The organism is Acidovorax sp. KPB24-07, from assembly GCF_057543315.1.
Window position 1 is genome coordinate 1 of sequence record NZ_BAAJYS010000117.1, and the last position, 10,930, is coordinate 10,930.

Annotated in this window: 11 protein-coding genes; 7 read left to right on the top strand and 4 right to left on the bottom strand. The window is 68.4% G+C overall.

Features of this window, described 5'->3' with window-relative positions:
• The 6 genes from AC27IQ_RS13415 to AC27IQ_RS13440 form a co-directional block, all read left to right on the top strand.
• On the top strand, positions 1-381 hold a 381-nt coding region (locus AC27IQ_RS13415; protein WP_487089753.1), incomplete at its 5' end, for an RBBP9/YdeN family alpha/beta hydrolase.
• Positions 382-585: 204 nt separating this feature from the next.
• A complete protein-coding gene (locus tag AC27IQ_RS13420; RefSeq protein ID WP_284428481.1) occupies positions 586-1,596 on the top strand; it encodes a sulfate ABC transporter substrate-binding protein in 1,011 nt (336 codons plus the stop codon).
• Positions 1,597-1,599: 3 nt separating this feature from the next.
• A complete protein-coding gene (cysT, locus tag AC27IQ_RS13425) occupies positions 1,600-2,487 on the top strand; it encodes a sulfate ABC transporter permease subunit CysT (RefSeq protein ID WP_272569058.1) in 888 nt (295 codons plus the stop codon).
• Positions 2,484-3,410: a sulfate ABC transporter permease subunit CysW gene (gene cysW / locus AC27IQ_RS13430; protein WP_487089754.1), complete on the top strand. Its 927-nt coding sequence runs from the start codon at positions 2,484-2,486 to the stop codon at positions 3,408-3,410. Before cysT ends, cysW begins: the two co-directional genes overlap by 4 nt.
• A gap of 13 nt (positions 3,411-3,423) precedes the next feature.
• Positions 3,424-4,548: a sulfate/molybdate ABC transporter ATP-binding protein gene (locus AC27IQ_RS13435; protein ID WP_272569061.1), complete on the top strand. Its 1,125-nt coding sequence runs from the start codon at positions 3,424-3,426 to the stop codon at positions 4,546-4,548.
• Positions 4,549-4,594: 46 nt separating this feature from the next.
• Positions 4,595-5,128, top strand: a complete 534-nt coding sequence (locus AC27IQ_RS13440; protein WP_487089755.1) for a disulfide bond formation protein B — start codon at positions 4,595-4,597, stop codon at positions 5,126-5,128.
• A gap of 72 nt (positions 5,129-5,200) precedes the next feature.
• Here AC27IQ_RS13440 and trhO read toward each other — a convergent pair whose 3' ends face one another.
• Positions 5,201-6,874: an oxygen-dependent tRNA uridine(34) hydroxylase TrhO gene (trhO, locus tag AC27IQ_RS13445; protein WP_487089756.1), complete on the bottom strand. Its 1,674-nt coding sequence runs from the start codon at positions 6,872-6,874 to the stop codon at positions 5,201-5,203.
• A gap of 52 nt (positions 6,875-6,926) precedes the next feature.
• Positions 6,927-7,805, bottom strand: a complete 879-nt coding sequence (locus AC27IQ_RS13450) for a LysR family transcriptional regulator (protein WP_487089757.1) — start codon at positions 7,803-7,805, stop codon at positions 6,927-6,929.
• 129 nt (positions 7,806-7,934) lie between these two features.
• Between AC27IQ_RS13450 and bla the strand changes: the two genes are divergently transcribed.
• Entirely contained in the window at positions 7,935-8,861 is a 927-nt protein-coding gene (bla, locus tag AC27IQ_RS13455) for a class A beta-lactamase (protein WP_487089758.1), read from the top strand.
• A 28-nt stretch (positions 8,862-8,889) separates the two neighbouring features.
• Here bla and argA read toward each other — a convergent pair whose 3' ends face one another.
• Together argA and AC27IQ_RS13465 are read right to left on the bottom strand one after the other, a co-directional pair.
• On the bottom strand, positions 8,890-10,236 hold the full coding sequence (gene argA, locus AC27IQ_RS13460; protein ID WP_284412906.1) for an amino-acid N-acetyltransferase: 1,347 nt from the start codon (positions 10,234-10,236) through the stop codon (positions 8,890-8,892).
• An 88-nt stretch (positions 10,237-10,324) separates the two neighbouring features.
• Positions 10,325-10,930, bottom strand: a 606-nt coding sequence (locus tag AC27IQ_RS13465; RefSeq protein WP_487089759.1) for an NAD(P)/FAD-dependent oxidoreductase, incomplete at its 5' end; no start/stop codon positions are given.

The window sequence follows — 10,930 nt, forward strand, 5'->3', positions numbered from 1 at the left end:
GCGCACAGCCTGGGCTGCATCACCGCGACGCACATGGGCGAGCCGGCCGCAGCCCGGGTGCAGGGCGCCTTGCTGGTCGCCCCGGCCGATCCGGAGCGCCGGGCGGTGCTGAGCGACTTCGCCCCCGTGCCTTACGCGCCGCTGCCGTACCGCAGCATCCTGGTGGCGAGCAGCAACGATCCCTACTGCCCCATCCGCCTGGCCGGCGCCTACGCGAGGGCCTGGGGCAGCGAGTTCGTTCGCCTGCCGCAGGCGGGGCATGTGAACGTGGACTCGGGCCATGGCGAATGGCCCCTGGGCTGGGCACTGCTGCATTCGCTGGTGGATGGCGCGGAGTGGGGCCTCGGCCAGGGTGCCACGGAGACCCGCTCCGCCGCCTGACAAGGTTGCTATTGTTTTTGTAGCTAAACGCCCTAGTACCCATTGCGCTGGAGGCATTTTTGGCTGAAATCCACCATGCCGCCCCTTGGTTTTGCCGGGGTTCTATATTCTGGAAATCGATTAATTAACAAGAATATATTCTTTTGAGTTTTAAGCGCCGCCGCCCACAATCGGTTTCACTTTTTCAGTAACGAGGGCGCAGACATGACTTCCCGGACAAAACTCAAGACTTTCCTGGCCGTGCTGGCCCTGGTCGCTGGCGGCGTCGCGTCGGCACAGACGTCCACGCTGCTGAACGCTTCCTATGACGTGGCCCGCGAGTTCTACAAGGACTACAACCCCGCCTTTGCCGCCCACTACAAGAAGACCACCGGCAAGGACGTGAAGATCGACCAGGCCCATGGCGGCTCCAGCGCCCAGGCCCGTGCGGTGAACGACGGCCTCGACGCCGACGTGGTCACCATGAACACCACGACCGACATCGACTTCCTAGCCACCAACGGCGTGGTCGCCAAGGACTGGGCCAAGCGCTTTCCCAACGATGCATCGCCCACCACCTCGACCATGCTGTTCCTGGTGCGCAAGGGCAACCCCAAGAACATCAAAGACTGGGACGATCTCGCCAAGCCCGGCGTGCAGGTCGTCGTGGTGAACCCCAAGACCGGCGGCAACGGCCGTTACGCCTACCTGGCGGCCTGGGGCAGCGTGCGCGAGAAGGGCGGCACCGACGCCCAGGCCGCTGAGTTCGTGGGCCAGGTGTTCAAGAACGTCCCCGTGCTGGGCAAGGGCGGGCGCGATGCCACCAGCATCTTCCTGCAGCGCAACACGGGCGATGTGCTGATCACGTTCGAATCCGAGGTGCTGTCCATCGAGCGCGAATTCGGCAAGGGCAAGGTCGATGCGGTGTACCCCTCCAGCAGCGTGCTGGCCGAAAACCCCGTTGCGGTGGTCGAGCGCACCGTCGCCAAGAAAGGCACGGGCGAACTGGCCAAGGCCTATCTGGACTACCTCTACTCCGATGAGGCGCAGGAGATCGCGGCCCGCCACGCGCTGCGTCCGCGTTCCGAAGCGGTGCTGAAAAAGCACGCCGACCTGTTCAAGCCCGTCAAGCTGTTCACCGTGGCCAAGTACTTCGGCTCCCTCGGCGAGGCACAGAAGGTGCACTTCAACGACGGCGGCCAGTTCGACAAGCTCTACACCCCCGGCGCCAAGTAAGACATGAACGCTGCGACCTCTGCCTTGCCCGGCGCCGCCGTGGCGTCCACGGGCGGGGCCCGGCGCAGCCCGAAGCGGGTTCTGCCCGGCTTCGGCCTGACGCTGGGCTACACCATCTTCTACCTGAGCATCATCGTGCTCATCCCGCTGTCGGCGCTGGTCTTCAAGACCTTCACGCTGACCTGGGACCAGTTCTGGACCGCCATCAGCGCGCCGCGCGTGCTGGCGTCCTACCGGCTCACCTTCGGCGCGTCGTTCATCGCGGCGGTGGTCAACCTCGTGTTCGGCCTGCTGATCGCCTGGGTGCTGGTGCGCTACCGCTTTCCGGGCAAGAAGATCGTCGATGCCCTGGTGGACCTGCCGTTCGCGTTGCCCACGGCGGTGGCGGGCATTTCGCTCACCGCCTTGCTGGCCGGCAACGGCTGGGTCGGGCAGTACCTGGAGCCGCTGGGCATCCAGCTGGCCTTCAAGCCCGCCGGCGTGGTGATCGCGCTGATCTTCATCGGGCTGCCCTTCGTGGTGCGCACGGTGCAGCCGGTGCTGGAAGACGCCGAGAAGGAACTGGAAGAAGCCGCCACCAGCCTGGGCGCCACGCGCTGGCAGATCTTCACGCGCGTCATCCTGCCCGCGATCACCCCGGCGCTGCTCACGGGCTTTGCCATGGCGTTCGCGCGGGCGGTGGGTGAATACGGCTCGGTCATCTTCATCGCGGGCAACATGCCCATGATTTCCGAGATCACGCCCCTCATCATCATCGGCAAGCTGGAGCAGTACGACTACGCGGGCGCCACGGCGGTCGCGGTGGTGATGCTGGTGATCTCCTTCGCGCTGTTGCTCGTCATCAACGCATTGCAGGCCTGGCAGCGTCGCCACGCAGGAGCCCCGGCATGACTTCCACCGCTTCCAACTCCGGCGGGCGCAACGTGGTGCGCCGCGCCCAGGCTGGCACGACCGAGGCCCCCTGGGTGCGCTGGACGCTGATCGGCGTCGCGCTCGCGTTCCTGCTGCTGTTCCTCGTGCTGCCGCTGGCCGCCGTGTTCACCGAGGCGCTGCGCAAGGGCTTCGGTGCCTACGTGGCGGCGCTCAAGGAGCCCGATGCATGGGCCGCCATCCGGCTGACCCTCATCACCGCGGCCATCGCGGTGCCGTTGAACCTGGTGTTCGGCGTGGCGGCGGCCTGGGCCATCGCCAAGTACGAGTTCCGGGGCAAGGCGTTCCTGACCACGCTGGTGGACCTGCCGTTTTCCGTCTCGCCCGTGGTGGCCGGCCTGGTGTACGTGCTGATGTTCGGCGCCAACGGCTGGTTCGGCCCCTGGCTGGCGGCGCACGACGTCAAGATCATCTTCGCCGTGCCGGGCATCGTGCTGGCGACGATCTTCGTGACCTTCCCGTTCATCGCGCGCGAGTTGATTCCGCTCATGCAGGCCCAGGGCAGCGACGAGGAGCAGGCGGCCATCGTGCTGGGCGCGAGCGGCTGGCAGACCTTCTGGTACGTGACGCTGCCCAACATCAAGTGGGGCCTGCTGTACGGCGTGATCCTGTGCAATGCGCGCGCCATGGGCGAGTTCGGCGCGGTGTCGGTCGTCTCGGGCCACATCCGCGGGCAGACCAACACCATTCCGCTGCACGTGGAGATCCTCTACAACGAATACCAGTCCGTGGCGGCGTTCGCGGCGGCCTCGCTGCTGGCCCTGCTGGCCCTGGTCACGCTGGTCATCAAGTCCATTGCCGAATGGCGCAACGAGCAGGAGCGCAAGGCCGCGGCCGCACTGCCGCCCGAGCGCCCCGCACCCGCCGCCGTGGGCGCGCGCTGAACGAAAGCACACCATGAGCATTGAAATCCGCAACATCAGCAAGCAGTTCGGCAGCTTCCAGGCACTGCGCGACGTGAGCCTGGACATCCAGTCCGGCGAACTCATCGCGCTGCTCGGTCCCTCGGGCTGCGGCAAGACCACGCTGCTGCGCATCATCGCGGGGCTGGAGACGCCCGACGTGGGCACCATCCACTTCTCGGGCGAGGACACCACCGACGTGCACGTGCGCGACCGTGGCGTGGGCTTCGTCTTCCAGCACTACGCGCTGTTCCGGCACATGACGGTGTTCGAGAACGTCGCCTTCGGCCTGCGCGTGAAGCCGCGCGGCGAGCGCCCGAGCGATGCGCAGATCAAGCAGAAGGTGACCGACCTGCTCAAGCTCGTGCAGCTCGACTGGCTGGCCGACCGCTATCCGTCGCAATTGTCCGGCGGCCAGCGCCAGCGCATCGCCCTTGCGCGCGCCCTGGCGGTGGAGCCCAAGGTGCTGCTGCTGGACGAGCCCTTCGGCGCGCTCGATGCCAAGGTGCGCAAAGAGCTGCGCCGGTGGCTGCGCCGCCTGCACGATGAACTGCACGTGACCAGCATCTTCGTGACCCACGATCAGGAGGAAGCCCTGGAAGTGGCCGACCGCGTGGTGGTCATCAACCAGGGCCGGATCGAGCAGAGCGGCTCGCCCCAGGAGGTGTGGGACCAGCCGGCCAGTCCATTCGTCTATGGGTTCCTGGGCGACGTGAACCTGTTTCGCGGCCGCGCCCACGAAGGGCTGGTGCACGTGGAGGGCATGGCCATCGATTCGCCCGAGCATGCGGGCGCCCAGAACGCCAGCGCCTTTGCCTATGTGCGTCCGCACGACCTGGACGTGCAGCGCTACTCGCCCGGCGAGGGCGTGGACGCCGACGGGCGCCCGCGCGGCATCGTCGCGCAGCTCAGCCGTGCCATCGTCGTGGGGCCGATCGCGCGCCTGGAACTTATTCCCGATGCCGACCACAAACCAGCGGACAATGCGAGCCCCGACTCGGTGATCGAGGCGCAGATTCCTGCGCAGCAGTACCGGGAGATGGGTTTCAGGGAGGGTGAAACGCTGGTGGTCACACCGCGCCGCGCCCGCGTTTTTCTGGACCACGCCGCCGGTATCTGATGCAGCCTTCGAGGGCTGCCGACCGCGGCCTTCAAGGACAAGAACAATGGTGTTGAACTGGTTGGATGCCGCGCCCCGCCGCGTGCTGGGCCTCATCGCGGCGGCCTGCGTGGCCATGCTGGCTTTTGGCATGTACCTGCAGCATGTCGTGGGGCTCGAGCCCTGCCCGATGTGCATCGTGCAGCGCTATGCGCTCATCGGGGTCGCCGTGTTTGCGGCCCTGGCCAGCGCCCGGGGCACCCGGGGCTGGTGGATGTCGTGGGCCGTCCTGGCGCTGCTGTCTTCGGGATTCGGCGCCTTCGTGGCGGCGCGGCAAAGCTGGCTGCAGTGGTACCCGCCCGAGATCGCCACCTGCGGTCGCGACTTCTACGGAATGATCGAGCACTTCCCCATCGGCCGCGCGATCCCCATGATCTTCCGCGGTTCGGGCGACTGCGCCGCGGTGGACTGGACCTTCCTCGGAGGCTCCATCGCCAACTGGTCGTTCATCTGCTTCGTGCTCATGGCCGTCGTGCTGCTGGTGCTGCTGGCCCGCGGCGGGCGAGCGGGTGCCAATCGCCGCCCGCTGGCTGCGGCTTGAAACCCGCCTGAACCCTGTTGAATGAAAGAGGCGCCTTGAACAGGCGCCTTTTTCTTGGGCGTTGCAAATCCGTCAGATCGGTGCCAGCGCTGCCATGGGCTCCTGGGCGGGAAACACCGGGCCCCGGGTTCCGGGCACCCAGGGCGCCATCTTGTCCATCACCTGCGTGAACGCCGTGCTGGCCTCCCATGCTGCCAGCCACTTTCGCACATGGGGCCAGGGGCCCGCCTGCCAGTCCGTGGCGTCGATGCCTGCGAACTGGCGCACGAACGGCATGATGGCCACGTCGGCCAGCGTGGGCCGCGGGCCGCACAGGAAGGCGTGTTGCGCCAGCCGCTCGTCCCACTGGGTCAGGAACGCGGTGGCGGTGGCCTGGGGCGTTGGCGCGTCCTCCACGCCGTCCCCCGTGCCGGTTTGCTGCGGACAGCGGTTCGGGTACTTGCAGCGGTCCAGGGCCTGTTTGAAGGTGCCGTCGCAGGCCGCGATGAGCGCATCGGCGTCCCGGGCCGTTGCGGCATCTTCGGCCATCCAGCCCTGTGGATCGTGGCGAGCGAGCGCCCAGCGCATGATCTCCAGGCTTTGTTCCAGCACCTGGCCATCGGGCAGCACCAGCACGGGCACCGTGGCTTTGGGCGATGCGTCCCGCAGGGCTTGCGGCTTGTCGCGCAGCACCACCTCGCGCAATTCACAGGCCTGCCCGCTGGCCGCGATCGCCATGCGGGCCCGCATGGCGTAGGGGCAGCGGCGAAAGGAATACAGCACGGGCAGGCCGCTGGGCGCGTCCGAGGGTTGACCATCGGACTGCGCCACACCGGAGGAGCCCAGGCGCGCACCGATGTGGTCCTGCCCGCGCTGCCGCGCGAGCTCCATCTGTTGCTCGCGCTCGGCCAGGGCGCGCTCCTGCTCGGGCGTGCGCGTGCCATGGCAATAGGGGCAGCTCACGCCGGGGCGGTACTGGGGCGATGCGAGTTCGGCCTCGCCCAGCGGCATGCGGCAGGACCGGCACAACTGGTGCCGGCCCGTGGACAGGCCGTGGCCCACCGACACGCGTTCGTCGAACACGAAACAATCGCCGTGCCAGCGGCTGTCTTCGGCGGGCACGTCTTCCAGGTACTGCAGGATGCCGCCGTCCAGGTGGAACACCTCGTCGAAGCCCTGCGACTTGAGCAGGGCGGTGGACTTCTCGCACCGGATGCCGCCCGTGCAGAACATGGCCACCTTGGGCCGGTGTGCCAGCACGCCGCCCGGCGCGCGCTGCTGCTCCACCCAGGCCGGAAATTCCGTGAAGCTGCGCGTGCGCGGGTTGATGGCCCGGGCGAAGCTGCCGATGCCCACTTCATAGTCGTTGCGCACGTCGATCACCACCACCTCGGGGTCGTCGATCAGGGCGTTCCATTGCGCCGGCGGCACGTGCGTGCCGGCATTGCGCGCCGGGTCCAGTCCGGTCACACCCAGGGTGACGATCTCGCGCTTGAGCCGCACCCGCATGCGGTAGAACGGCATGCGGTCGCCCAGCGCCTCCTTGTGGCGCAGGCCGGCCAGCCGCTCATCGGCACGAAGCCAGGCCAGCACGGCCCGCACGCCTGCGGGCTCCCCTGCGATCGTGCCGTTGATCCCCTCAGGCGCCAGCAGCAGCAGGCCCCGCACGCCATGGGCCTCGCACACGGATTGCAGTGGTGGCTGCAGTACGGCGCAGTCGGGCAGATCGACGAAATGGTAGAGGGCGGCGGTGAGGATCTCGGGCATGGGGTGGCGATGATAGCGGGGCATCTGGAACGGCCGGGGCGCGGGCGGCCGATCAGGCCGGGTTGCTCGATGGACTGCCGCAGCCGGCCAGCAGCCAGCCGCGAAAGGCCTGCAGCGCAGCGCTGGGCGGGCGGGATTTCAAGCGCGTGAGCCAGTAGGCACCCAATGCGATGTGCGTGCCGAAGGGCTGCACGAGCCGCCCCTGTTGCAACTCCCTTTGAAAAAGCCGCACCGGCAGCAGCGCCACGCCCGCGCCCTGCGCGGCGGCCTCGGCCAAGGCCAGGGAGGAGTCGAACACCGTGCCCCGCACGAGCGGGCAGGGCACACCGGCCGCGCTGAACCAGGCGGCCCACTCGTCCGCGCGGTACGAACGCAGCAGCGATTCGTGCGCCAGGTCGGCCGGCGCTCGCAGCCGGGGGGCGATGGAGGGCGCGCACATGGCGGACAGCGGCGCTTCCAGCAGGCGGTCGGCCTCGGTGCCATGCCAGGCGCCGTCCCCGAACCGGATGGCGCAGTCCAGTCCCTCGCCCGCGATGTCCACCCGGTTGTTGTGCGTGAGCAGGCGCAGGTCCACGAAGGGGCACGCCTGCTGAAACTCGCGCAGCCGCGGCAGCAGCCACCCCACGGCGAAGGTGCCCACGGCGCCGACGGTGAGCACTTCGCGGGGGCGGGTGTCGCTGAACTGTTCCAGGGCACCGGCAATGCGGCCGAACGCATCGGCCAGCACCGGCAGCAGGGCCAGGCCTTCGTCCGTCAATGCCAGCCCACGCGGCAGGCGCCGGAACAGCGGTTTGCCCAGGCGCTCTTCGAGGTTGCGGATGTGCTGGCTCACCGCGGTCTGGGTCACGCACAGCTCCTGGGCCGCACGGGTGAGATTGAGGTGGCGCGCCGAGACCTCGAAGGCGCGCAGGGCATTGAGGGGCAAGTGCATGGCGTCGGAATCAGGCGGGCAAGTAGCAAGCAGTTTTTCTTGGGGCTCTTCCCGATTATTGTCGATGGTGCTCTGGCCGACATGTCTCTATCGTTCGGGTCTTCTTGCTTTCAACGACAGGTTCATTCCATGCAAAGACGCCAGTTTTCCTTTGATCTCTTCGCCGCCGTGGCCGCCGCTTCGACGGCCGCCTTGTGGGCCGGCCCGGCCCATGCCGCCGCGCCTGCGGGCCAGCGCAACGCGCGGGAGGTGGCCTGGCAGGCCGCCATGCAGCAGCTTGAATCGGCACTGGACGGCCACCCCAAGGCGCGGCTCGGGGTCGCCATGCTCGACACCGGCTCCGGGCTGTCGCTGGGCTGGCGCCAGGACGAGCGCTTTCCCATGGCCAGCACCTTCAAGCTGCTGCTGGCCGCGTGGATGTTGGAGCGGGTCGACCGGGGCCAGGAGGCGTTGGACCGCCGGGTGCACTTCGACGCGTCGGCGCTCGTCGCCTATTCGCCGGTGACGGAAAAGCGGGTGGGCGACGTCGGCATCACGGTCGGCGAGCTGTGCGAAGGCACCGTCACGCTGAGCGACAACACCGCGGCCAACCTGCTGCTGGCGCGCCACGGCGGCCCGCAGGGTTTCACCGCCTTCGCGCGGAGCCTGGGCGACACGGTGACGCGGCTGGACCGCACCGAGCCCACGCTGAACGAGGCCATCGCGGGCGATCCGCGCGACACCACCACGCCGCAGGCCATGCTGCAGTCGCTGCGCAAGGTGGCCTTGGGCGATGCGCTGAGCCCGGCCTCGCGTGCCCAGCTGGTCGAATGGATCGTGGCCACGAAGACGGGCGACAAGCGGCTGCGTGCCGGCGTGCCGGGCTGGCGGGTGGGCGACAAGACGGGTACGGGCAACCAGGGTTCGTCCAACGACATCGGCGTGCTGTGGCCGCCCGGCGGCGGTGCGCCCATCGTGGTCACCTGCTACATCACCCAGACCACCGCCACGCCGGAAAAGCGCGATGCCACCATCGCCGAGGTGGCGCGACAGGTGGCCCGGGCGGTCGCCGCCTGAGCGGTGTGGCCGCAGGCCGGGCCGCCGCCTACAGTTTCTTGACGAGCACCTGGCTGCGGCGGTCCCAGTTGTACTTGCGCTTACGGGCTTCGGGCAGCCACTCGGGGTCCACGGGCTGGAAGCCGCGCTTGATGAACCAGTGCATGGTGCGCGTGGTGAGCACGAACAGGCTGGTCAGGCCCATGCCTCGCGCCCGCTGCTCGATGCGCTTGAGCAGCTTTTCGCCGTCGCCCGTGCCCTGGCTGTGCGGTGAAACGGTCACGGCCGCCATCTCGGCCGTGCTGCCCTCCGGATAGGGGTAGAGCGCCGCGCAGCCGAAGATCACGCCGTCGTGTTCAATGATGGTGTAGTTGGCGATGTCGCGTTCGATCTCGGTGCGGTCGCGCTTGACGAGCGTGCCGTCCTTCTCGAACGGCTCGATCAGTTGCAGGATGCCGCCCACGTCGTCCGGCGTGGCCTCGCGCAGTTCTTCCAGCTTCTCATCGACCACCATGGTGCCGATGCCGTCGTGCACGTAGATCTCCAGCAGCAGCGCACCGTCCACCGCGAAAGGAATGATGTGGCTGCGCTCCACGCCGTTCTGGCAGGCCTTCACGCAGTGCTGCAGATAGAACGCGGTGTCGGTCGGCCGCTGGCTGGGCGGCACGCGGGCCAGCATCTGCCGGGCCTGGGCCAGCGGCAGCTCCGTGTCGATGGGGTTGTCGTCGCTCTCGGGCTCGTCGGGGTTCATGCGGATGCCGGGCACCTCGCACACGAAGACCAGCTTGTCGGCCTTGAGCGCGATCGCCACGGAGGTCGCGACCTCTTCCATCGTCAGGTTGAAGGCCTCGCCGGTGGGCGAGAAGCCGAAGGGCGACAGCAGCACCAGCGCGTCCATGTCGAGCGAGCGCCGGATGCCCGCCACATCCACCTTGCGCACCAGGCCCGAATGCTGGAAATCCACCCCGTCCACGATGCCCACGGGCCGCGCCGTCAGAAAGTTGCCGGAGATCACGCGCACCGTGGAGCCCGCCATCGGCGTGTTGGGCAGGCCCTGGCTGAAGGCGGCCTCGATCTCGTAGCGCAACTGGCCCGCGGCCTCCTGCGCGCAGTCGAGCGCCACCGAATCGGTGACACGGATGCCGTGCGAATACTTCTCGGCATGCCCCTTGGCCGCGAGCTGCTCGTTCACCTGCGGGCGAAAGCCGTGCACGAGCACGATCTTCACGCCCATCGCCTGGATCATGGCCAGGTCCTGCGCGATGGCCTGGAGCTTGCCAGCCGCGATGGCCTCGCCCGTGAGCCCGATCACGAAGGTCTGGTGGCGGAATTTGTGGATGTACGGCGCCACCGAGCGGAACCAGGGGACGAAGGTGAAGTTGAAGACGGCGGACATGGCGAAAGGGTGAAGAGAGCGGGGACTGCACCCTGCGGAGCGGCGCAGGTTGCGTGGGGAGGGCGGGGCGTTTTCCGCTGCGGCCGAATTATCGTCGCCATCGTTGCGGACGGAACGGCGCCAGGTCGATCTCCGGAGGCTGCCCGTTCATGCATTGGGACACCACCCGTCCCGTGCGGGCCGAAGCGCCCAGGCCCACATGGCCGTGGCCATAGGCATGGATGACGTCCGCGCAGGCGCTGGCGGGTCCGATGCAGGGCAGTCCGTCGCTGGTGCTCGGACGCCGGCCCATCCAGAAGCGGGCGCCGTCCTCCAGCGCGGCGCGGGGCAGCGAAGGGTACAGATCGAATAGGTGTCCCAGCAGGATGCGGGCGCGGCGCCAGTCGGGTGCGGCGTGTAGGCCGGCGATTTCCACCTGGCCCGCCACCCGCAGGCCGTGCGCCATCTGGTGCACGATGAGCTTACGATCCATCACCATCGTGGAGGTGCGGGGGCCGGCGGGCGCGGGCTCCCCGGAGCGGGCCTGCACGTCCAGCATCGCGTGGTACCCGCGCTCGGTGTCCAGCCACACACGGTCGCCGGCGGCTAGCGCCAGCGGCCGCGAATAGGCGCCCGCCGCGATGACCGCACCCTGGCAGGGCAGGTCGCCCTGGTCGGTCCGCACGGCGTGCAGGCGGCCTGCCTCGATGTGCAG

Coding starts and splice junctions, on each gene's coding strand:
- AC27IQ_RS13420 (WP_284428481.1), top strand. CDS start 586: ATGACTTCCCGGACAAAACTCAAGACTTTCCTGGCCGTGCTGGCCCTG.
- cysT (WP_272569058.1), top strand. CDS start 1,600: ATGAACGCTGCGACCTCTGCCTTGCCCGGCGCCGCCGTGGCGTCCACG.
- cysW (WP_487089754.1), top strand. CDS start 2,484: ATGACTTCCACCGCTTCCAACTCCGGCGGGCGCAACGTGGTGCGCCGC.
- AC27IQ_RS13435 (WP_272569061.1), top strand. CDS start 3,424: ATGAGCATTGAAATCCGCAACATCAGCAAGCAGTTCGGCAGCTTCCAG.
- AC27IQ_RS13440 (WP_487089755.1), top strand. CDS start 4,595: ATGGTGTTGAACTGGTTGGATGCCGCGCCCCGCCGCGTGCTGGGCCTC.
- trhO (WP_487089756.1), bottom strand. CDS start 6,874: ATGCCCGAGATCCTCACCGCCGCCCTCTACCATTTCGTCGATCTGCCC.
- AC27IQ_RS13450 (WP_487089757.1), bottom strand. CDS start 7,805: ATGCACTTGCCCCTCAATGCCCTGCGCGCCTTCGAGGTCTCGGCGCGC.
- bla (WP_487089758.1), top strand. CDS start 7,935: ATGCAAAGACGCCAGTTTTCCTTTGATCTCTTCGCCGCCGTGGCCGCC.
- argA (WP_284412906.1), bottom strand. CDS start 10,236: ATGTCCGCCGTCTTCAACTTCACCTTCGTCCCCTGGTTCCGCTCGGTG.